Origin of the sequence: Methylomonas sp. HYX-M1 (genome assembly GCF_040741385.1) — a bacterium.
In the GTDB taxonomy this organism is placed as follows: domain Bacteria; phylum Pseudomonadota; class Gammaproteobacteria; order Methylococcales; family Methylomonadaceae; genus Methylomonas; species Methylomonas rhizoryzae.
Genome location: NZ_CP160405.1, coordinates 283,268 through 304,150 on the forward strand (window position 1 = coordinate 283,268; position 20,883 = coordinate 304,150).

20 protein-coding genes are annotated in these 20,883 nt (G+C 55.7%); 10 read left to right on the top strand and 10 right to left on the bottom strand.

The window, feature by feature from the left end:
* Nucleotides 1-96: 96 nt before the first annotated feature.
* The 5 genes from AB0A83_RS01265 to AB0A83_RS01285 all read right to left on the bottom strand — a co-directional run bounded on the left by AB0A83_RS01265 (nt 97) and on the right by AB0A83_RS01285 (nt 6,322).
* Nucleotides 97-402 (bottom strand): DUF3240 family protein, encoded by a 306-nt coding sequence (locus tag AB0A83_RS01265; protein ID WP_150046163.1) that lies wholly within the window; start codon nt 400-402, stop codon nt 97-99.
* Entirely contained in the window at nt 399-3,461 is a 3,063-nt protein-coding gene (locus tag AB0A83_RS01270; RefSeq protein ID WP_367155211.1) for an efflux RND transporter permease subunit, read from the bottom strand. Before AB0A83_RS01270 ends, AB0A83_RS01265 begins: the two co-directional genes overlap by 4 nt.
* A complete protein-coding gene (locus tag AB0A83_RS01275) occupies nt 3,461-4,555 on the bottom strand; it encodes an efflux RND transporter periplasmic adaptor subunit (RefSeq protein ID WP_150046165.1) in 1,095 nt (364 codons plus the stop codon). Before AB0A83_RS01275 ends, AB0A83_RS01270 begins: the two co-directional genes overlap by 1 nt.
* Nucleotides 4,552-5,832 carry a TolC family protein gene (locus AB0A83_RS01280; RefSeq protein WP_150046166.1) on the bottom strand — a complete coding sequence of 427 codons (1,281 nt, stop codon included), beginning with the start codon at nt 5,830-5,832 and terminating at the stop codon, nt 4,552-4,554. The genes AB0A83_RS01275 and AB0A83_RS01280 overlap by 4 nt, the downstream gene beginning before the upstream one ends.
* Before the next feature lie 100 nt (nt 5,833-5,932).
* Nucleotides 5,933-6,322, bottom strand: a complete 390-nt coding sequence (locus AB0A83_RS01285) for a hypothetical protein (protein WP_150046167.1) — start codon at nt 6,320-6,322, stop codon at nt 5,933-5,935.
* 371 nt (nt 6,323-6,693) lie between these two features.
* Here AB0A83_RS01285 and AB0A83_RS01290 point away from each other — a divergent pair, with 371 nt between their 5' ends.
* Nucleotides 6,694-7,638 carry a Tim44 domain-containing protein gene (locus AB0A83_RS01290; RefSeq protein WP_367155212.1) on the top strand — a complete coding sequence of 315 codons (945 nt, stop codon included), beginning with the start codon at nt 6,694-6,696 and terminating at the stop codon, nt 7,636-7,638.
* The gene (locus AB0A83_RS01295) at nt 7,639-8,256 is read left to right on the top strand and encodes a class I SAM-dependent methyltransferase (RefSeq protein ID WP_367155213.1); all 618 of its coding nucleotides are present in this window, start codon (nt 7,639-7,641) and stop codon (nt 8,254-8,256) included.
* A gap of 9 nt (nt 8,257-8,265) precedes the next feature.
* Here the strand turns inward: AB0A83_RS01295 and nirJ are convergent, their stop codons facing one another.
* The 3 genes from nirJ to AB0A83_RS01310 form a co-directional block, all read right to left on the bottom strand.
* Complete coding sequence (nirJ, locus tag AB0A83_RS01300; protein WP_367155214.1) at nt 8,266-9,417, bottom strand: heme d1 biosynthesis radical SAM protein NirJ; 1,152 nt, start codon at nt 9,415-9,417, stop codon at nt 8,266-8,268.
* Nucleotides 9,418-9,420: 3 nt separating this feature from the next.
* On the bottom strand, nt 9,421-9,900 hold the full coding sequence (locus AB0A83_RS01305; protein ID WP_150046171.1) for an Lrp/AsnC family transcriptional regulator: 480 nt from the start codon (nt 9,898-9,900) through the stop codon (nt 9,421-9,423).
* A 290-nt stretch (nt 9,901-10,190) separates the two neighbouring features.
* Nucleotides 10,191-11,207 (bottom strand): GlxA family transcriptional regulator, encoded by a 1,017-nt coding sequence (locus tag AB0A83_RS01310; protein WP_367155215.1) that lies wholly within the window; start codon nt 11,205-11,207, stop codon nt 10,191-10,193.
* 137 nt (nt 11,208-11,344) lie between these two features.
* Between AB0A83_RS01310 and AB0A83_RS01315 the strand changes: the two genes are divergently transcribed.
* The gene (locus tag AB0A83_RS01315) at nt 11,345-12,418 is read left to right on the top strand and encodes a class I SAM-dependent methyltransferase (protein WP_150046173.1); all 1,074 of its coding nucleotides are present in this window, start codon (nt 11,345-11,347) and stop codon (nt 12,416-12,418) included.
* 210 nt (nt 12,419-12,628) lie between these two features.
* Here AB0A83_RS01315 and AB0A83_RS01320 read toward each other — a convergent pair whose 3' ends face one another.
* The gene (locus AB0A83_RS01320) at nt 12,629-12,823 is read right to left on the bottom strand and encodes a hypothetical protein (protein ID WP_150046174.1); all 195 of its coding nucleotides are present in this window, start codon (nt 12,821-12,823) and stop codon (nt 12,629-12,631) included.
* A 319-nt stretch (nt 12,824-13,142) separates the two neighbouring features.
* On the opposite strand from AB0A83_RS01320, the gene yihA reads away from it, so the two are divergent.
* Nucleotides 13,143-13,751, top strand: coding sequence for a ribosome biogenesis GTP-binding protein YihA/YsxC (gene yihA, locus AB0A83_RS01325; protein ID WP_150046175.1), 609 nt, complete (start codon nt 13,143-13,145; stop codon nt 13,749-13,751).
* A 69-nt stretch (nt 13,752-13,820) separates the two neighbouring features.
* Nucleotides 13,821-14,354 (top strand): hypothetical protein, encoded by a 534-nt coding sequence (locus AB0A83_RS01330; RefSeq protein WP_367155216.1) that lies wholly within the window; start codon nt 13,821-13,823, stop codon nt 14,352-14,354.
* A gap of 63 nt (nt 14,355-14,417) precedes the next feature.
* Here the strand turns inward: AB0A83_RS01330 and zwf are convergent, their stop codons facing one another.
* A complete protein-coding gene (gene zwf, locus AB0A83_RS01335) occupies nt 14,418-15,914 on the bottom strand; it encodes a glucose-6-phosphate dehydrogenase (protein WP_150046177.1) in 1,497 nt (498 codons plus the stop codon).
* A gap of 292 nt (nt 15,915-16,206) precedes the next feature.
* Here zwf and AB0A83_RS01340 point away from each other — a divergent pair, with 292 nt between their 5' ends.
* From AB0A83_RS01340 to AB0A83_RS01360, 5 genes are all read left to right on the top strand, one after another.
* Nucleotides 16,207-17,205, top strand: coding sequence for a hypothetical protein (locus tag AB0A83_RS01340; protein WP_367155218.1), 999 nt, complete (start codon nt 16,207-16,209; stop codon nt 17,203-17,205).
* A gap of 103 nt (nt 17,206-17,308) precedes the next feature.
* On the top strand, nt 17,309-18,064 hold the full coding sequence (locus AB0A83_RS01345; RefSeq protein WP_150046179.1) for a peptidase: 756 nt from the start codon (nt 17,309-17,311) through the stop codon (nt 18,062-18,064).
* Between the two features lie 220 nt (nt 18,065-18,284).
* On the top strand, nt 18,285-18,602 hold the full coding sequence (locus AB0A83_RS01350) for a hypothetical protein (RefSeq protein WP_367155220.1): 318 nt from the start codon (nt 18,285-18,287) through the stop codon (nt 18,600-18,602).
* Between the two features lie 25 nt (nt 18,603-18,627).
* Nucleotides 18,628-18,897, top strand: coding sequence for a hypothetical protein (locus tag AB0A83_RS01355; RefSeq protein WP_367155222.1), 270 nt, complete (start codon nt 18,628-18,630; stop codon nt 18,895-18,897).
* 555 nt (nt 18,898-19,452) lie between these two features.
* Complete coding sequence (locus AB0A83_RS01360; protein WP_150046183.1) at nt 19,453-20,880, top strand: circularly permuted type 2 ATP-grasp protein; 1,428 nt, start codon at nt 19,453-19,455, stop codon at nt 20,878-20,880.
* Nucleotides 20,881-20,883: the final 3 nt, after the last annotated feature.

The window sequence follows — 20,883 nt, forward strand, 5'->3', positions numbered from 1 at the left end:
AGCCGCTTTTATAGTCTAAGGCGGAATCAATAGCCATTGCCGCCAAGACGGAAACGCCAAAATTCTGCTGCAGGCGGCTTGACCGGCCGAATGATGCTAAAGCGTGCCGTGCTCCAAGACCGGAACTATCCAGTAATGAAATCCGGTGCCGGAAAATTCCGTTTTGATTTTGCTTAATACAGGCGCTAGTAGCTGCTTGTCGATATACATCTGGAAGCCCACTTTGCGTTGCCGGCCGGTCACTTGTTCGGCTACCGATAGGCCCTCGTTTCGATGGTCGTGGGCATAAACCGGAAAACTGGAGAAACCTTGCGCGGTTTCGAAAGTCAGCAAGCAATCGACCATGGCTTCTTCCAAGGTCGGGGCAACGTGGATGGTCACTAAAAAAGCGTCGTGCATCATGCGGCGGACTCCCGGCCGTGGCCGAATAGCGAATACAAAATAGGCAACAAAATCAGCGTCAACAAGGTAGACGAAACAAGCCCGCCGGTTACGACGATAGCCAGCGGCTTTTGAATTTCCGACCCCGGCCCGGAGGCAAACAACAAGGGGATCAAGCCGAAAGCGGCGATACTGGCGGTCATCAGCACCGGGCGTAAGCGCCGGGCGGAGCCAACCATGACGACCCGCGCAATCGGCATGCCCGCGGCATGCAGTTGATTAAAGTAACTGAGCATGACTACGCCGTTTAGTACTGCAATGCCGAGCAGCGCAATAAATCCCACCGATGCAGGTACCGACAAATATTCGCCGGAAAGCCATAAAGCGAACACTCCGCCTATCATAGCTAACGGAATGTTGGACAACACCAATACCGCTTGCCGTACCGAGCCGAAGGTGGAAAACAACAGCAGGAAAATTAAACCTAACGATACCGGTATCACCAGAGCCAAACGGGCCGCAGCCCGTTGCTGATTTTCGAACTGACCGCCGAATTCCACTCGGTAACCCGGCGGTAATTGAATGGACTCGGCAACCCGCTTGCGCACTTCGTCGACAAATCCCACCAAATCGCGGCCTTCCACATTGCTGCGCACCACTACAAAGCGCTGACCTTTTTCCCGGCCTATCGATACCACGCCTTCGACTTCGCGGATATCCGCCGCGGCGGTAATCGGTATATGGCCGCCGTCCGGCAAAGTCAGCTGCAGATTGGCAAAGCCGGCGGTATCGGCGCTACCGCGCAGTAGCAAGGGGGTGCGTTTGACACCTTCTTGTACGATGCCCAGCTGCGTGCCTTCGATTTGGGCGCGCAACATGTTTTCTATCCGGTCGCTGTCCAAACCGAAGCGTCCGGCTGCATCCCGCTTGATGTTCAATTGCAGAAACTGCATGCCTTCGTTTTTGCGCATAAATACGTCGCTGGAACCTGGGATGCCGCGCAGCAGCGTTTCGATTTGTTCGCCTAGGCTGTTTAAAGTGCTGAGATCGGTGCCGAACACTTTGACTGCCAGATCGCCGCGGGTACCGGTCAACATTTCCGACACCCGCATTTCGATAGGCTGGGTGAAGCCGTAGGCGATACCCGGGGTGTGCGGCATGATGGTGCGAATATTCTCGATCAACTGGCTTTTGTCTTCGCTACGCCATTGTTCTTTTGGTTTCAATATCAAAAACATATCGGTTTCGTTCAAACTCATGGGATCTAGTCCCAATTCGTCGGCACCGACCCTGGACACTACGGTTTTGACTTCCGGTACGTGTGCCAGAATGTTTTTTTGTACCAACCCGTCCAACTTGACCGAGTCTTGCAGGCTGATGGACGGCAGTTTTTCCAGCTGAACCACGATCTCCCCTTCGTCCATGGTCGGCATAAACGTACTGCCGATTTGGCCGAAGACTAGGATGGTGGCCGCGAACAGCGCACCGGCGGCAACGAATATTTTGGTTGTATGCGCCAAGCACCAAACCAAAACCGGCTGATAAAGGCGTAGCAATTGGCGCGGCAACCAAGGTTCTTCGTGCGAAACGTCCCTTAATAAAAAAGACGCCAGCACCGGTATCACGGTAAGCGACAACAGCAGCGAACCGGACAAAGCAAACACGATGGTCGCAGCTACCGGTCCGAACAACTTGCCTTCCAGCCCCTGTAAGGTCAAAAGCGGCAAGAATACGATGACGATGATCAGAATGCCGGAAGTGACCGGCACCGCGACTTCGCGGGTCGCCCGATAAATCATGTGCAACCGCGGCAAGCGTTCAGCTTTTTGGTGGTCGGCCAGCTGGGTGATGATGTTTTCCACCACCACTACCGCACCGTCGACCAGCATGCCTATCGCAATCGCCAATCCGCCCAAACTCATCAAATTGGCCGACATGCCGAAGGCCTGCATCAACATAAAAGTGATCATGGCAGCCATGGGCAAGGCTAGCGCTACGGTTAGGGCCGCGCGCAGTTCGCCTAAAAACAAAATTAACAATACGATCACCAAGGCAATGGCTTCGAACAAGGCGCTGCTGACCGTATGCACCGCTTTGCCGACCAGATCGCCGCGGTTGTAAAACACGTTAATCCGCACGCCGGCCGGCAGAGTGGGTTGCAGTTCAGCCAACTTAGCTTCGATCAAATCCACGGTACGGCGAGCGTTTGCGCCGCGCAGGCTCAAAATGACGCCGGTTACCGCTTCGCCGTTGGCGTCCTTGCTGACCGCGCCGTAGCGGGTCAGCGCACCGATTTTGACCTGCGCGACATCTTGAACCCGTATCGGCACCCCATGCTGTTGAGCGATGACAATGGCGCGGATGTCGTTTTCGCCGGTAATCCGGCCTTCGGCCCGCACCACCAAGGCTTCCTCTCCTTCGGTCAAACGCCCGGCGCCGTCGTTACGGTTGTTGGTTTCCAGAGCGGCGCTCAATTGCTCCATACTGATGTTGCGGGCCGCCATCTTCATATTGTCGGGTATGACCTCGAAGCTGCGCACCAAACCACCCAGCGCGTTGACGTCGGCGACGCCCGGCACCGTGCGCAGTAGCGGGCGTATCACCCAGTCCAACAAGCTGCGGCGGTCCATCAAGCTCAAGTCGCCGCCCTCGATCGCAAACATGAACATTTCGCCCAACGGCGTAGTCATCGGCGCGATGCCGCCTTGCACGCCGGGCGGCAGATTACTCCAGACGCCGTTCAAACGTTCGGCGACTTGTTGTCTGGCCCAATAGATATCGGTGCCTTCCTCGAAATCCAGGGTAATGTCGGTAATCGCGTATTTAGCCAACGAACGCAACATGGTTTGATGGGGTATGCCCAGCATTTCGATTTCTATCGGCATGGTGATGCGGTTTTCCACCTCTTCCGGAGTCATGCCGCTGGCCTTGACGATGATCTTGACTTGAGTGGGCGAAACTTCCGGAAAAGCGTCTATCGGTATGTTTTTAAAGGCGTAATAACCGCCGCCGCCGAGCAACAGCATTAGCAGGCAAACCATCAGCCGCTGCGATAACGCGAAGCGAATCATGCTTTCCATCAGTCGTCACCGCCCAAGCCCAACCATGTCGCCTTCAAGGCTACGGCCCCCTGAACCGCAATCGATTGCTGCTCGGTCAACGGGCCCTTGATCAGCGACGCGTTTTCCCGTTTACCGACAATCTCGACCGGCGTAACCGCAAAACCGTCTGCGTTACGAACGAAGACATAGCTGCGTCCGGCATTTTGAGCGAGTGCGGTGTTGGGCACGTTAAAACCGGGACTTAGCGCTTGCTGCAAGACTTCCACATTCAAACGTTGACTAACCTTCAATTGTCCGGCGTCGCCCTCGACCACTGCGCGGGCCAGCAGGGTCTGGCTGTCGGGATCGACACTACGGCCGACAAAACTGATGCTGCCGAATTGTTGAGTGCCGGTGATTTGCACTCTGTCGCCGACCTGAATCCCGCCGCCGCGTTCTTGCGGTAGATAGATCTCCAGCCAAAGCTGCGACAGATCAGCCAACCGGTACAACGGCGCTTGAATATCCAAACGCGAACCCAAGGTGGCGAAGCGGTCCAAGACTGTGCCGGCTATCGGCGCCTTGATGGTCAGCGTGCTACTTAAGCGATGAGTTTTCGCCAGCGCGTCTATCTCTCGAGTAGACATGCCGGCCATGCTTAACAATTGCCGCGATTCGTCGGCTACCGCGGCCTTGCTGGCGTATAGCGCTTGGGTTTCCTGCCAGCGCCGCTCGGCAACCACGCCGGCGTCGAACAGTTTTTGGTCCCGGTTGCGTTCCAATTCCGCCAAATGCAAGGCGCTACGGGCAGTCAGGAATTGTTGCTGCAAGCCGACCAATTCCGGGCTGTGTATCTGCGCAAGGGTTTGGCCTGACTCGACTTTGTCGCCGATATTGACATGCAAGCGGGTTAACAAACCGGGTTGCGGCGCGGTCAGCAACAGCTCGCGGTCGGTGGGGACGGCGACGGTGGCCGGCGCGGATAGCGCCGGAACTTGCCGGCTGGCTTGCAATGAGGCCACTTTAATGGCCAGATTGTCGATTTGTTCCGCGGTCATGCTGATCTGCATCTCGTCTGCGCCCGCGGCCGGCGCGCAACTCAATAAACCGATGAAAATAACGATGCGCTTCATGGTAGTACTCCCACCGCTTGATTGTAGAACGCGGTATTGCGCCGCAAGTTCACCTCTTGTTCTTTGGCATAGCGGGTCGCCTCGAAGCTGCGCGCTTGAATTTTCAGTAAATCCAACAGATTGATTTCGCCGGCTTCGAAACTGAGCGTCATCATTTGCAAATGTTGCTGGGCGATTTCCCGCATTCTTTTGGCTATCGCCAATTCAGTGCGATTGACTTCCAATGTGTGTTCGGCCTCGTGCAAGCCCTTTTCCAACTGACGTTGCAAATGTTCGCGCTGGGCCAACATACGGTTGAGTTCCAAATAGGCCGCGGCGATCTCCGGGGCGTCGTAAGTACTGTGACCGAACGGAATGACCACGCCTATATTGGCGCTCTGCAGGTCGTTACCGCCTCCGGCGTCGCGGCTGCTATTGGCGCCGATGTGTACTTTCGGCTGGTTGACGGTATCGGTGGTTTTCGCCCATTCGACTTCGGCTTGCCTGCGGGAAATTAAAGCATTAATAGCTTCCAACAGCGGATGGTCCGGGCGGACCTCCTGAATCGTGCTTAGGGTTTCCGTGAAATTGGCGGGAACGTGGGTGGTCTGGGTCAAGCTGGAATAGGCTTTACGGCTGTGCATCAGTTCGGCTTCCGCTTGCGCCAATACGCTTTGATTTTGTAGATGATCGGTTTCGGCCAACAACAAATCCGCGCGGGGCAAATCGCCCAACTCCACTCGCCGCTCGACTTTGGCTAACAATTGTTTGGAAATTTCCAGATTGTTTCGGGCTTGTTGCAAACGGTTATCGGCCAATGCAATGGCCCACAAGGCTTCGCGGGTTAAACGGGCCACTTCCAGTTTAACCACGGCCGATTGTTTGGCGGCGGAAGCGCCGGCTTGTTCGGCGATATTTTGCGCGGCGCTACGTTGCCCCCAAAACCAAGGCGTCCATTCCAGGCTGGCGGAGGCATCGCGGGCGCCTTTATCACTGCCGATCCTGTCGTCGGCATATTCCAAGGCCAGTGCGGTAGAGCCGGCAAACCAGGCGTCGCCGCGGATTTTCAACGCGGATGCTTCGTCCGCCAAGGCCTGGCTGATGAGTCTGTCCGGAAATTTATCCAAAGTCTGGTCCACTAGTTGGCTTAAGCTCAAGCCGGGATCGATTTCCAAAGGGTCAAGATGTTCCACCAATAGCGGAGCTTCGGCGGTAGGACTAAGCGGTTCGGCACGGCCGGGTAAGACGGTCAAACACAGTAACGGCAAACAGTAAGTCATATGACGTAAACGTGTCATATCGAACTCCAAGGAATGAAGAGAACCGGGCTTGGTCGTTAAAAGCCGGGTATGGCAAAACATAGCCGAGACGCAAAAACAGAACGGCTACGGCAAAAGTTTAGGCGGGAGGGGCGCGGGAAGGAGGTTGTTGGCTAAACAGCGTTTGGAGGTAAGCCGCTACGTGCGGTGAAAAATTCAGCGTATCGGCGCAAAAAATTCGCTGCGGGCCAGGTTCGGCCGCGACACAACAAGCAACATGATCGTTGTTGTCCGGATGTTGCGGCTTGATGGCCGATCCGAGTTGTACGATGGCGCTTTGTACTCCGGCTACGTAATCCGGAAGGATTTGCAGTTTGGATTCGGAAGATTTGACGGACAGATGTTCGAATTCATGCAAATGAATGCCGAAATTCAGATTGGTTTCGTCGACATGGGCGTGCACCAGCGGCGCGGCGAATTGCAGCGACACCAGAGCAAGCACCAAAAATTGACGCAATAATGCAACCATTCGACGATTTAATAGTCATTCAGTGGGTTTGCTGCGCTATGCTATACCTTACACACCCCCGGCGCATCTGTTACCTCGCCTCTCAGAGAGACCGGGGTGGATCAAAAAACCGAAGTATGAAGTGCGATGACTAAAGATTGTAGCGCGCTGCATAAGCCGATATTCTACTTGAAATTATACAAACAGCCCTAATTTATTGCCGGGCCGAAGCAGAAAGCAGCAGCGTTTTGCGAGCCGTTAACATCGGTGAACAGATCAGCTAAGATATTGAAAATTATGTATTTATTTAAACGTTGTATCGAATCGCCCCATAGCCGGCCGGTACCGGCCGCATTCGGAATCCCAAGATAACCATCACAGGTAATCCAGCCATGAACAAAAAAATCGGCCTGTTGGCCACGGTATTTTTATCTTTAACTTTGTTGGCAACCGGCATACAGGAAGCCCAAGCCAAACGCTTGGGCGGAGGTAGTTCTTTCGGTAGCCGCCCCAGTTACAGCGCGCCTTACCAACGTTCGACCAGCCCGTCGTCTCCGGCCGCTCAAGCCAGCCGCACGCCAAACCAGCAACAAGCTGCAAGCCAAAATCAGGCGGCTCGGCAAAGTTGGGCGAATCGCGGCGGTCTGATGGGCCTTTTGGGCGGATTGGCTTTAGGAGGTTTGTTGGGTTCCCTGTTTTTCGGCGGTGCGTTCGAGCATCTTAATTTGATGGATATGCTGATATTTGCCGGCATCGCTTATTTACTGTTCCGCCTGTTCGCGGCCAGGTCCGGCGCCCGCCAACCCACGCCCAGCAGCGTGTACGGCCGCAACGACAACCACGATGCCGTCGGCAATCAGTACGGCAATCAAGGCCAGTACGGCGGCAGTTCGTCGGGTTTCGACACCGACGTGATGTTCGGCAAAGATGGTCGGCGGGAAAACCATTCGCAAGCGCCCAACGTTCCGGCGGATTTCGACCAAAAAGCCTTTCTGGCCGGTGCGGAAAGCGCGTTTCGTTATCTGCAATCGGCTTGGGATAACCGCGACTTGGCGGCGATACGCGGCTTAAGCACCGACAAGGTATTTGCCGAGATTCAAGCGCAATTACGCGCTTCCGACGCACAAAATAAAACCGAAGTGTTGAAAGTCAGCGCTGAATTGTTGGAAGTCAGGGAAATAGACGCCTATCTGGAAGCCAGCGTATTGTTCGACAGCATCATGCGCGAAGACGACGGCGACACCGAGCAAGTGCGCGAGGTGTGGCATTTCGTCAAGCCGGTGAGCAGCAAACAAACCAAATGGTTTTTAGACGGCATTCAGCAGCTGGAAATTTAAATGTCGGCCAGCGGCGAGGAGATTCGCCAGCGCTACGACCGCTTGGCGCCTTGGTTCGACAGTCTGGAAGGTTTGGTGGAAGGCTTGATCTTCCGCCGCTTTCGTAAAAGACTGTGGGACCAAGTGCGCGGCGAGCATGTGCTGGAAGTCGGGGTGGGCACGGGTAAAAATTTCGCGTTTTACCCGGCCGACGCCCGGATGACTGCCATAGATTTCAGCCCGAAAATGCTGGCACAGGCGCAACGCAAAAAAATGCGTAACAATCTGGACGTGCATTTGGATTTAATGGACGTGCAAAGCTTGGCCTATGCCGACAATTGCTTCGATACCGTGATAGCCAGTTTCGTATTTTGCTCGGTACCCAAGCCGCGCAAAGGTCTCAAGGAACTGCACCGGGTACTAAAACCCGGCGGGCAATTATTGCTGTTGGAACACGTGTTGAGCTCCAACCGGGCCTTGGCATGGCTGATGAACGCGATCAATCCCATGGTCGTGCGCCTATTCGGTGCCAATATCAACCGGCAAACCGTAAAAAACCTGCAAGCCTGCCCTTTTCGGCAAATTTATGTCGATCCGGCCAGTACCGACATGATCAAACTGATCCGGGCCACCAAATAAGTCGTTTCGTTAGGCGTAACAACTGTCCAGAATTTCTTCGTCCAGCAAATAACAACCCGGATCTTCGGCCCAAAAATTACCGGTGAGTTGCTGGGCCCGCACCCGAGTGTTGCCGTTGCAGATGTTTTGAAAATCGCAGCGTTCGCAACGCCCTTGCAACGGCCGCGGCGAAGCTTTTAAGCCCGCCATCAACGGATCGGACACGTCTTGCCAAATTTCCGAAAACGGCCGCTGCCTGACGTTGCCCAAGCCGTAATGCCACCAGAACGTATCCGGGTGCACGTTGCCCAAATTATCGATGTTGGCGACGTTGACCCCGGACGCGTTGCCGCCCCATTGCTGCAATTTGGCTTGAATGTGTTCCGCCTGCTCGGGAAAACGCCGCCGGACCCAATGCAGAAAATACACTGCGTCGGCGTCGTTGTTGCCGGTAACCACTTCCCTATGTGTGCCGGCAATTTCCCACGCCAAGGCTTGTTCGAACAAGCGGTCCATCACCTTACGGGTTAATTGAAACTCGGCATCGTCTTTGCGGTTTTTATTGCCGCGGCCGCCGTAATTCAAGTGCGACAGGTAAAATTTGTCTATATCCTCGTCGTCCATCAAGCGCAGCAAGGCGTCGAAGTCGTGGGCGTTGTCCCGGGTCAGGGTAAAACGCACGCCGGCTTTGATGCCGTGTTGGCGGCATAAGCGGATGCCGGCCAATGAAGCGTCGAATGAACCCGGTTTCTGCCTGAATTGGTCGTGAGCGTCCCGCATGCCGTCCAAACTGACGCCGATGTATTGATAATCGATGGCGGCGATTTGCTCGATATTCGCTGGGCTTATACAGGTGCCGTTGCTGGACAAGGCCACATAAAAACCCAAATCTCGCGCCCGTTGCGAAATGGCAAAAATATCCGGATGCAGCAAGGGCTCGCCGCCGGACAATATCAATACCGGTACTTTGAATCGTTTCAAGTCGTCCATGACCGCATAAATCTCCGGCGTGCTCAGTTCGCCCGGAAAATCGATGTCGGCGGAGGTGGTATAGCAATGCTTGCAAGTCAAGTTGCAGCGGCGAATCAAATTCCAGATCACCACCGGGCCGGAAGGCTTGCGCGGCGGCGTTAACGGGCTGGGGTGCAGAAGTTCTCGGACGTATTGACTGAGTCTGAACATGGCTTACTCCGCGATTCTCAGGCCGGTTTTTTTCAGGATTTTACTGCTGTACAGCACGTCGTGCGCACGGGCGTGGCTACCCAGAACCTCGGCCACTTGGACGACCAAGGCTTGCGCCTCGGCTTCGGTTTTGCCGTGTATCATCGCGAACAGATTGTACGGCCATTCCGGCAAATGCCGCGGCCGCCGGTAACAATGGCTGACAAAGGGCAAAGCCGCCACATCAGCACCTAATCGGTCGACACAATCGTCCTCCACGTCCCACACCGTCATGCCGTTATACCGATAGCCTAACTTGAAGTGATTCGGCACCGCGGCAATCCGGCGGATGATGCCGGTTTCTTGCATTATCGTCAGGCGTTGCATCAGCTCCTGCTCGGAAAGTTGCAGTTGCTCGGCTACGGCACGGTAAGGCTCTGACACCAAAGGCAGGCCGGCCTGAGTGGCAAGGATGATTCGGCGATCTACGGCGTCTATAAGCATGGCGTCATTATAATATCGATTCGAAATTTTATGTTATGGCGCATATGATGGCAGAAACCGACCAGAGTTGCCTCACAGAATAAAACCACAAAACACAGGCAGACGAGCGCGCTTACGTCCCGTTGGCATTGCGCAATGCCTGATCCAACAGAGAATACCGGCTGGGTTGCTTTGCCGGTTGGCTAAACCACGCCCGGAAATGCACTCGGCCGATATGCATGACTGGATGTTGATGACCAAACTCACTAACTACCTTGTTCTAAGGTAGAGCCAACCCGAGCCGGTGCCGATTATTCGTCGTCCTGTCCGAAGCGGGGCAAGCTAAATTTTCTGCGGTAATCTCCAGGCGAAACGCCGACGATACGTTTAAACAAACGGCGGAACGAAGCCGAATCTTGGTAACCAACCTGCCAGCTAATCTGCTCGACCGACGCTCCGCTCCGTTCCAGACGGCGTTTGGCAGCTTCGATGCGCAAATGCTGCACATATTGGATCGGCGAATAACCGGTGGCCTGGCTGAAGCGGCGCTTGAAACTGCGTTCCGGAATTCCTGATCGCTTGACCAGTTCTGCGACCGGAGCGGCCGCCGCAAAATGGCATGCCAACCAAGTTTGCGCGTCTTTCACCACGGCGTCCTGATGATCGACCGGTTGCTCGAACACCAAGTACGGGGTTTGACCGTCTCGGTGCCATTCCAGCGCAAAAAATTTGCAGAAAGCTTGCGCGGCAGCCGGCCCGACGAAGCGCGCAACCAGATAAAGCACCAAATCGTGCCAGGACGCGGAAGCGCCCGACATGACGAACTGCTCGTGCTCTCCGGCGATGACCAGCATTTTCTCCAGGCGTAGCAACACTTGCGGAAAGTTTTGCCGGAAAGTCCCTGCAAAAGCCCAATGCACCGTCGCCGCTTTGCCGTCCAACAAACCGGTTTCAGCCAACAATAATACGCCGGAGCAGGCCGAACACAAGATCGCCCCCCCGGCATGCACGGTTTGCAGCCACTGCACAATGACCGGATAGCGCCCCGTCTCCCAAATCGCATTCTGCACCGCAACCGACGGAACAATCACCACATCGCTGGTTTGAAGATCGTCGAACGTACGCTGCGGTTGCAAGGCCAAACCGCTGGCAGTTCGAAAGGACTCGCGGGAAGGGCCGACGATGTCGACCTGAAACGGCGAGCTTTCCGGGATCACATTGTCGTAACCGCTCAACAGCGTAAAGGCGTTTAACACGTCGTAAATCCCGCTAAGGGTCGAAAACATCGCATCGGGAATTGCAACGATACTGACATGAATCTTGGCCATGGTTAAGACCTCGGGTCTGTGGCTCATTCCCTGGCATAAATGAACCGAACCTGGCCATTCTGACACTCGCCCGCTGAAGTTTAAAGCCGCAAACTATGACTACGACCTGATTTAACCCAAAAAAACCGGAGGAACAGATGACCGCTACCGCACAACCCGCCGATCAGCAACAATTGCAACACTTCCTGGACCGAGTAGTAGGGGATCTGGCAGCCTCCTACGGTGGCGTGATGGTCAGCCTCGGCCGCAGGCTGGGTCTGTATCAAGCCATGGCCCAAGCCGGACCTTTGAGCCCGCAACAACTCGCCCGGCGAGTCGGCTGTGCCGAGCGCTACGTCCGCGAATGGCTCAACAGCCAAGCCGCCGCCGGCTATGTGCAATACCACCCGGCCGGCCAGTGCTACGAACTGACGCCGGAACAGGCCATGGTATTAGCCGATGAGGACAGCCCGTTTTTCATGGCCGCCGCCTGGGACGTCGCCGCATCGATGTGGCTGGACGAGGAAAAAACCCTGCACGCCTTCAAGTCGGGCGATGGCGTCGGCTGGGGCGAGCACCACGATAGGCTGTACTGCGGGGTCTCGGCTTTTTACCGCAACTATTACAAAGCGCATCTGGTATCGCAGTGGCTGCCGGCCCTGGACGGCGTCGAACAGCGCCTGCGGGCCGGCGCCCGCGTGGCCGACGTGGGTTGCGGCCACGGCCACTCCACGCTGCAAATGGCCGCCGCTTATCCCAACTCGCGGTTTTGGGGCTTCGATATCCATCCTGGTTCAATCGAGGCCGCGCGGCGGCATGCCGAGCAACAAGGGCTGGCGAAGCAGGTCCGTTTCGACCTTGGGCATGCCCAGGAATACCCAAAAGCCGGTTTCGATCTGATTTGCTTCTTTGATTGCTTGCACGATATGGGCGATCCGCTGGGCGCGGCAAAATATGCCGCCGAAGCCTTGACTCCGGGCGGTACGGTGATGCTAGTGGAGCCCTACGCCAACGACCGGGTCGAGGACAATCTGAACACCGTCGGCCGGCTGTTTTATGCCGCCTCCACGACGATTTGCTGCGCGCATTCGTTGTCCGAGCACGTCGGCCTGGCCCTGGGCGCACAAGCCGGCGAAGCGCGCTGGGCCGAGATATTCCGAGAAGCCGGTTTCAACAACCTGCGCCGGGCGGCGGAAACGCCGTTCAATTTGATTCTGGAAGCCGGAATATAAAAATTCGCGCACCTGACGCCCCGGCTAACCGGCAGCACCTTGTGGTCCGGTTTACCGCCGCTTTAGGCATTTCGTCGGTTTGTCTCGATACCGGGACGACTTGAAATCCGGATTGTTGCCGAATTTGTCGATCGGACGATAAAGGTACCCCCCACTAACCTTTGATCGTAATACAGGATACGGCTTTCAGGCTGTCCAAAGCCCCGGTGATCACGGCGCAAAAACGTGCCACAGTTTGCCGGCAAAGCTGATGTCCGTGCTGTTGCCGAAACCTTGCGTCTGTTTGGCCGTCCCCAACAGGCAAAACCGGATAGCCGCCAAATGGATGGACGCAATATAGGCGGCATAGCGGTTTTTTTTCAAATACACTTCAATGGCCCGGCGCATCGAATACAGTTCCAGCATTTAAGCCGGTGACAGGTCCTATCGGTCGTCAGAAAGACCGCTCAATCATGCTTGCCGGTCTATCCGTAAAGCCTGCCCGACCATAGGGCATAGGCTTGTCGGAGTGCTACGCGCCCTTGTATTAGGCGTTTTTGACGGTAAACCACCAGCCCGGTGGCTCAGGCAAAAGCCCGCCTGGCCGATGAATCCGCAAAACCCCGGCACCGGCTTGTCGGAGAACGGTTTGGCGGAGTGGGGAAAACCCGAAACGTCGCCCGCGCGCGGACAGGGTACAATCGAGGCTTTTATCGAATTAGCCAAGAGCTTTTACCTATAGACGATGAATCCCCTTTATTATCAGGCTCGTTTTGTCTGCAGTGCGCCCAAGCTGGAGTCGGCTCCCGCCGACCAGGGCATGGAAATCGCGTTTGCCGGACGCTCCAACGCCGGCAAGTCCAGCGCCATCAATACCATCGTCAGGCAAAACGCCTTGGCGCGGGTCAGCAAAACCCCGGGCCGTACCCAGTTGCTGAATTTTTTCGAGGTGGACGAGCAGCGCCGGCTGGTGGATTTACCGGGCTACGGGTATGCCAAAGTGCCGGAAGCGGTTAAACGCGATTGGCTGAAAATGATGGAGCGTTATCTGCAGCAACGGCAAGCCTTGTGCGGCATCGTGTTAGTCATGGACATTCGCCATCCTCTGACCGAGTTCGATTGGCAGATGGTGCGCTGGTGCGAGCACAGTCGCTTGCCTTTGCACATCTTGTTGACCAAGGCGGATAAGTTGAATTACGGGGCGGCTAAAAATGCCTTGCTCGCGGTACAAAATGACTTGGGGCAGGCGCAGGTGGAGATCAGCTTGCAGCTGTTTTCCGCGCTGGCCAAAACCGGAGTCGACGACGCCCATCAAATTCTGGACGAATGGTTCAAGCTGGATGCGCCGTCGTAAATTGCGCGGTGCAACCGGCTCGGGTAAGGTAAAGCCGGTAAAACAATCATATATTCGAGGGGGGAAGCTATGAAAACAACCTTGTTCTGGCTGGGTGGCGCGCTGGTAGCCGGGGCTATGCTCTCCGGTTGCGATTCCAAGCCGAGTGCGGCCGTGACCGAAAAGCCGCGGGCGGAGAACTATCAAACCGTCAAAACCTTGCAAGGCTTGGTGACCTTAGACGAGGGGCCGGCGAAAACCGGCATCGTCAAGGCCTTGAGCGAACAAGGCAAGGTTTTGGCGGAAACCCGGCTGGAAGACGGTCCGCACTACGCGCTCGATATTCCGGCCGGCACTGAGTTGCCTATCGTGCTGGCCTATTATCCGAGCGCCGAGGCGGGCGAAAAACAAGGCATGATTTCCGTGGTGGTGCACGCGGCGGCGAGCAAGTTCGACATCAATACCTTGAGTACCCGCATCGCCAAACAAGCCAAAGCCTTGGGCGGCTATACCCACAAAAATCTGGTGCGGGCTGCGGAAGAATCCGGCACCGTACCCGCAGCCAATAAAACCACCGCCGGCTTCCGCGGCGATCCGACCACCCAGTACGGCGGTTGGCATTGATCTCGGCAGAGCCCTAGCGATTGCCGGTCTAAACCGGAGTTGCCCGCGCCGGGTTAAATTAAATCAAGTCTCGCCGCACTCCGGCTCCAGCGAACTGCGCCAGTAATGGCCTTCTTTGGTAAACAGGCGGCGGCTTTCGGGCGGGCCCCAGCTGCCGGCCGGATAAGTGGGGATGTAGTCGCGTTCGGTCACCCAGGTTTGCAGGATCGGGTCTACGATGCGCCAGGCGTACTCGACTTCGTCGAAGCGCAAAAACAACGAGCGGTCGCCGTGGATGACGTCCAGCAGCAAGTCTTCGTAAGCGTCGATATGGCGTTGGTCGGGCTGGCGAAAACTGGCGTCCAGGCTGGTGGTGTGGGTGCGCATCTCCAAGCCCGGCTGCTTGACGGTCATTTCGATGCGTATGCATTCTTCCGGTTGTATGCCCATCAGCACCCAGTTGGGATTCATGCAACTGACGTGGGTGCCGTGGAAGAAATGCAGCGGCGGGTGGCGGAAGCAAATCGAAATGCTGGATTGGCTGGCGACCATGCGTTTGCCGGTGCGCAGATAAAACGGCACGCCGCGCCAACGCCAGTTGTCGATCAGCAATTTCATGGCCGCGTAGGTTTCGGTGGTGCTGTCGGCCGGAATGCCGGCTTCTTCCAAATAGCCGGGGACTTTTTGCCCGGCTATGCTGCCTTTACTGTATTGGCCGCGAAAGGCGTGAGCGTGCACGGCTGTTTTAGGGATAGGGCGGATCGATTTCAACACTTTGACTTTTTCGTCGCGTAACGCTTCGGCGTCCATTGCGACCGGCGGTTCCATCGCGACCAAGGTCAATAATTGCAGCAAATGGCTTTGCAGCATGTCGCGCAGGGCCCCGGCGCTGTCGTAATATTCGCCGCGGGTGCTGATGCCGATGTCTTCGGCGTGGGTGATTTGTACGTGGTCGATGTAATTGCGGTTCCACAAGGGTTCCAGCATGACGTTTGCGAAGCGGAATACCAGCACGTTTTGCACCATGCCTTTGCCCAGATAGTGGTCGATACGGTAGATTTGTTCTTCGGTCAGATAGCGTTGCAGGCGTTTTTGCAAGGCTTGTGCGCTTTCCAGATCGTAGCCGAAGGGTTTTTCGATCACCACGCGGCGCCAGCCGTATTCTTCGCTCAGCATCTCCACTTTGCTTAAGGATTCGATCACGTGGCCGAAATCGTCCGGCCCGATCGCCAAGTAAAACGCGACGTTTTTCGGAAACTGTTCGGCGTCGTCGTTCAGTGCAGCCGCTAATTCGGCGTAACAGGCCTCATCGTCCAAATTGCCGCGGTGGTAAAACAGACGAGAGCTGAAACGTTCGAATACCGCTTGGTTGAGTTTGGTGCCCTCTTTTTCCTCCAGCATCTGCCGGGTTTCCTGCAGCCATTTGTCTCTATCCCAGGGCCTGCGGCCTACGGCGAGAATACGCGTACCCTCGGGCAATTTATTTTCCATTTCCAAATGATAAAAACCGGGCATGAGTTTGATGCGGGCCAAATTGCCGGTGGCGCCGAAAATTACATAAGTGCAGGCTTCGTAAGACATAGGCGGAACTCCTAAGGTCGAGTGGGGGCGGTGAAGCGCCGCGACTACTGCCGGCGCTACGGTTTAACTTTACTACGAAACCGCTGTTCCATTCCCCGCAAAATACCGGCGGCTGAGTGCACGATTTTTAAATCGGACGAGTTAGCTGACCAAGGTTTTTGCAAAAAAAGTTTCATTACGGCCGTATTTGTAGTAAATACAAGCGGCTTAGCCGGGTTCGGTTTTAAGAATTCGCTAAGGCGCATCTATGATCCGCAGATAACTACAACAAAATTACGATTAGGAGGGCATCATGGAACCTGCACAAGACAATATGGCCGAATCTGCAGCGGCTTGGGGAACGAACGAAATTATGCTGATGGTCGCAGTGGCGCTGGCGGTGCTGATCGCGGCGGTCGTATACGCCTTAAAGAAAAAAGACGCCGGCCGGACTGAGCTAAGAGCTGCGCCGGAACCGACTGCACAACCTGAAATTGCGCCCGTGCCGGCAGTCAGCACGCCGGCTGTCGAGCCTGCATCCGTGCCGGAAATTTCGTTGGCAAGCACAGTGGAGGCCGAACCGCAAGCCGAGCTGACTACCTCGCCAGCCCGGGCCGAGACCGTTGCGACAGAGCCGGAAGACTCGGTGTTGCATCGGCATTACGAGGCCGAACAAACGGCAAAACACGACGCGCAAACCAACCCCTATCCGACCGATTCGGTATTGCGCCGGCATTACGATAGCGCGCACAAATTGGTGCCGGATCCTGCCCCTGCCTCTGTTGTTGAAGCTGTAGTAACCGAGCCGGCAGTCGAACCCCCGGCAACGTTGATCGAGAAAGCGGTAGCGCAAGCCTTTGCCGAGCCGGCACCGAGTAGTGACTCATCCGAAGTGGCTCCAGCGGCTGAAACGCCTGCCGCGGTGCCGGAAGATTCGATTTTGCATCGTCATTACGAAGCCGAGCAGGCCGCAAAACGCGAAGTGCAAATCAACCCTTATCCGACCGATTCGGTGCTGCGCCGGCATTTCGATGCGGCGCATAAATTAGCGTCGGAACCGGCAAGCAGCGCCGTAGTTAACGATGCGGCGCTGGAGGTTGTCGCTCCGGCAGCAGTCGCAGCTCAACAACCGGGCGCAGAAGAAATCAAAACAGTAAGAATACCGCAGGATTCGGTGCTCAGAAGGCATTTCATCTCGCAGCTTAAATATCAAATCGAAGCGGAATTGCCGCCTATTCCCAGCGATTCGGTGTTGCGCCGGCACCATGAAGCTTTACTGAACGCAGAGCTTAGCAAGCGTTTATCGGCATGATCAATCGCTGGCTCGGATCGGATTTCGCTGTTCGCGCGGGCATAGTGTTCGCCGGCCAAGTTTAGTAAACTGCCCAATCGATTTTTTCACGATTCAAAAAAGCATGACCTACTGTATTGCTGTGTCGGTCAGGGATGGCTTGGTTGTCACATCGGATTCCAGGACTAATGCAGGTATCGACAACGTCAGCGTGCATTGCAAAATGCACGTGGTGCCGACTTTCGAGGATCGCAAGATTGTCTTGCTGAGTGCCGGCAATCTTGCGACGACCCAAGCGGTGTTGGATCAGCTGCGGCGCGACATCAAAGAATGTTGCGCCGTCAATATGAACACGGTGCACTATCTTTCGGAAGCGGCGGAGTATCTAGGCCAGGTCAGCCTGGAAAAACAAAACCGGTTAGGCAACGCGGGGCAAAACAGTTTCTTTCCGGCCGCAACCTTTTTATTGGCCGGCCAAATCGGCCAGGACCCGCACGGTGCCTATTTGGTGTACCCGGAGGGAAATTACATCACCACTTCCCTGCAAACCCCCTATTTGCAGATCGGCGAAATCAAATACGGCAAGCCGGTCTTAGACCGCTTTCTGAACGTCGAGACCTCGCTGGAAGATGCGGCCAGATGCTGCCTGATTTCGATGGATTCCACCATGCGCAGCAACGCCAGTGTCGGCCCGCCGGTCGATTTAATGATTTACCGTAAAGACGGGTTAGCCTTCGACAAATATTATAATTTTCAAGAGGATGATGAATACATCATCCAAATGCGCCGGATCTGGCAAGAGAAACTCAGCGAAGGCTTGGCGGCGATGCCTTCGCTGGAGACCTCGCTATCGCCTAAAAACTTCCCCTCGCTGAGCTAGCCTCAGCTTAGCTCCGCCTCGTTTTTGCCGGGGCGCCGTCATTTGATTGCGAACGATTTCTTCGTAAGCAACTGAACCTCCTTTTTGATTATCAATTGGGGAAACCGTAATTGCCTGGCTTGGCAAAATGGCAGCCATGTAGATACGCACTGCGTACCTTTTTTGGCGTTTGATTTATCGGAAACCTACCCGTTGTTTTTGCCGCCCGATACGACCGGACTTGCCCCGTATCGGGCGGCCGCACAAATACGGTCAACGCCTGACGGCCGAAGCGATTGCCGGCTTGCCGTTGTGCGAGCGGTCGTTAACGCTGCACGGCAAACCCCAAAAGCTGCGGCTACGGTCGGCAGTGGCCTTGGCCCGCTTTCTGAAAGACGCGCCGGTGCGGGCCGTCTGGTGCGAGTTTTACGACGACCGGAAACAGACTTGGGAGAAGCCCCGCCTGGCTGCTGGTCACCGAAACGGCGTTATCGGCCTCGGCCATTCTCGAACTGTAGTGCTCGCCGTTGGGGCATCGATCCCTTGTTTCATCATCTGAAACGCTGCTGGGGCATTAGCAATCTGTGGCAACAGTCGCCACCGTGCTGGAAACCTGGATGCAAATTCGCTCCACCGCTTGGACGCTGGCACAGTTGTTGGCTTTGGCCGTCGACGAGACCTTCCCGCTACGTGAAATTGCGCCCTGGCGCGAAGGGCATCCCTTGACGGCGGGTCTAGTCGCGCAAGGGTTGCGGATTGAATTTACAGGACTTGCCTTTTGCGACGGTTTTGACCCGAAGTCGCAAAAATTCAGCGTCCCAGAACAGCGCGGCGCCTCTCGATTGTCGCCTTGACCAGTTGGTCTCACGAAAATACGCGGGTCCATCGCTACGCGGCCCCTTCGTCTTTAGGTCAAGCTGGCGCGGCGCGGCCAGTGCTGTGTCTAAAGTCGATTGCAAGGAATGTAATTTTAAATTCAGCCACTTTTGTAATAGTTTCCGAATAAAAGGGCTGACAATATTTGAAGTCACGGATTCAGGTTCATTCTATAAAACCAGTACCGTGAAAGATCACGTGCATGCCATTTACACCAAACTCGGGGTGCGTAATCGGGATGAAATATTGCCCAGGCTGATTTCGGATGGTGGTTTTAGAGACGACGGCACACAATTGAATTGACGCGCGTCCGGTTGTTTCGCTTGTCAGTGCGCGCAAATTAGGCCGGATTACCACGTGTTCCTGCCGGCGCATGAGCGGGCGGGCGATTGCGCACCAATTCGGCGTTCAATTTTGGTGCAAAGACCGGCGCGCAGCCAATGTCCTCGTACCAGTCAAACAATGCTGTACAGAAGCAATCTACATCACTTATAGTTTGAGCCCAATGGCATAGCTCTTGCTGGACGCTAGATATGAGCACACAAAATACCCCTACCTACTTTGACGAGATGCGGAACGGCGAAAACGTCGTTCGCGATATTTACGGCAATTATCAACGTTGGCTTGAGCAACTTCCGGACGGCACCCTGGAGCGAAAGAGTGCGGAAGCGGAATTGTTGTTCAGGCGCTTAGGCATCACTTTTGCGGTTTACGGCGAAGCGGCCGGTTCCGAGCGGCTGATTCCGTTCGATATCGTGCCGCGCATTTTCGGTGCCGAGGAATGGCGCAGGCTGGAAAAAGGCCTCAAGCAACGGGTTCAGGCGCTAAACGCCTTCCTGCACGACATCTACCACGATCAGGAAATCATCAAGGCCGGCGTGGTCAGCGAACGGCAGATCCTGGGTAACGTGCTGTTCCGCAAGGAAATGCAGGGCATCGATTTGCCGAATAAGGTGTACGCCAACATTGCCGGCATCGATTTGGTGCGGGTGGCGGAAAACGATTTTTACGTGCTGGAGGATAACCTGCGCACGCCGTCCGGCGTCTCGTACATGCTGGAAAACCGCAACACCATGATGCGTTTGTTTCCGGAATTGTTCGCCAGTCATACGGTGGAGCCGGTCGAGCATTACCCGCAAATGTTGTTGGATACGTTGCGGGAATCCGCGCCGGCGAATGTTTCCGACCCGACCATCGTGGTCATGACGCCGGGTTCCTACAATAGCGCTTATTTCGAACATGCTTTTCTGGCCAGCCAAATGGGCGTGGAACTGGTGGAAGGTCAGGATATGTTCGTGCACCAAAATAAGGTGTATATGTACACCACGGAAGGGCCGCAGCAGGTGCACGTGATTTATCGGCGGGTCGACGACGACTTTCTCGATCCCATGGCGTTCCGGCCGGATTCGGCGTTGGGCGTGCCCGGTTTGTTCGAAGCCTACCGTAGCGGCAACGTGACCTTGGCCAACGGCGTCGGCACAGGCGTGGCGGACGATAAGGCCACCTATCTGTACGTGCCGGAAATGATTCGTTTTTATCTGGGCGAAGCGCCGTTGTTGTCTAACGTGCCGACCTGGCGCTTAAGCGAGGCGGACGATTTGCGTTACGTGCTGGCGCATTTGCCGGAGCTGGTGGTTAAAGAAGTTCAAGGCTCCGGCGGCTACGGCATGTTGGTTGGCCCGACCAGCAGTAAAGAGGAAATCGCAGCCTACAAACAACGGATTTTGGCGGAGCCGGCCAGTTTTATCGCCCAGCCGACTTTGGCGCTTTCCACCTGTCCGACCATGGTGGAGTCGGGCGTCGCGCCGCGTCATGTGGACTTGCGGCCGTTTGTATTGTCCGGCAAAGAAATCCGCTTGGTGCCGGGTGGTTTGACCCGGGTCGCGCTAAGGGAGGGGTCGTTAATCGTCAATTCGTCGCAAGGCGGCGGTACCAAGGATACCTGGGTATTGGAGGAGTGATTC

Coding starts and splice junctions, on each gene's coding strand:
- AB0A83_RS01265 (WP_150046163.1), bottom strand. CDS start 402: ATGATGCACGACGCTTTTTTAGTGACCATCCACGTTGCCCCGACCTTG.
- AB0A83_RS01270 (WP_367155211.1), bottom strand. CDS start 3,461: ATGGAAAGCATGATTCGCTTCGCGTTATCGCAGCGGCTGATGGTTTGC.
- AB0A83_RS01275 (WP_150046165.1), bottom strand. CDS start 4,555: ATGAAGCGCATCGTTATTTTCATCGGTTTATTGAGTTGCGCGCCGGCC.
- AB0A83_RS01280 (WP_150046166.1), bottom strand. CDS start 5,832: ATGACACGTTTACGTCATATGACTTACTGTTTGCCGTTACTGTGTTTG.
- AB0A83_RS01285 (WP_150046167.1), bottom strand. CDS start 6,322: ATGGTTGCATTATTGCGTCAATTTTTGGTGCTTGCTCTGGTGTCGCTG.
- AB0A83_RS01290 (WP_367155212.1), top strand. CDS start 6,694: ATGAACAAAAAAATCGGCCTGTTGGCCACGGTATTTTTATCTTTAACT.
- AB0A83_RS01295 (WP_367155213.1), top strand. CDS start 7,639: ATGTCGGCCAGCGGCGAGGAGATTCGCCAGCGCTACGACCGCTTGGCG.
- nirJ (WP_367155214.1), bottom strand. CDS start 9,417: ATGTTCAGACTCAGTCAATACGTCCGAGAACTTCTGCACCCCAGCCCG.
- AB0A83_RS01305 (WP_150046171.1), bottom strand. CDS start 9,900: ATGCTTATAGACGCCGTAGATCGCCGAATCATCCTTGCCACTCAGGCC.
- AB0A83_RS01310 (WP_367155215.1), bottom strand. CDS start 11,207: ATGGCCAAGATTCATGTCAGTATCGTTGCAATTCCCGATGCGATGTTT.
- AB0A83_RS01315 (WP_150046173.1), top strand. CDS start 11,345: ATGACCGCTACCGCACAACCCGCCGATCAGCAACAATTGCAACACTTC.
- AB0A83_RS01320 (WP_150046174.1), bottom strand. CDS start 12,823: ATGCTGGAACTGTATTCGATGCGCCGGGCCATTGAAGTGTATTTGAAA.
- yihA (WP_150046175.1), top strand. CDS start 13,143: ATGAATCCCCTTTATTATCAGGCTCGTTTTGTCTGCAGTGCGCCCAAG.
- AB0A83_RS01330 (WP_367155216.1), top strand. CDS start 13,821: ATGAAAACAACCTTGTTCTGGCTGGGTGGCGCGCTGGTAGCCGGGGCT.
- zwf (WP_150046177.1), bottom strand. CDS start 15,914: ATGTCTTACGAAGCCTGCACTTATGTAATTTTCGGCGCCACCGGCAAT.
- AB0A83_RS01340 (WP_367155218.1), top strand. CDS start 16,207: ATGGAACCTGCACAAGACAATATGGCCGAATCTGCAGCGGCTTGGGGA.
- AB0A83_RS01345 (WP_150046179.1), top strand. CDS start 17,309: ATGACCTACTGTATTGCTGTGTCGGTCAGGGATGGCTTGGTTGTCACA.
- AB0A83_RS01360 (WP_150046183.1), top strand. CDS start 19,453: ATGAGCACACAAAATACCCCTACCTACTTTGACGAGATGCGGAACGGC.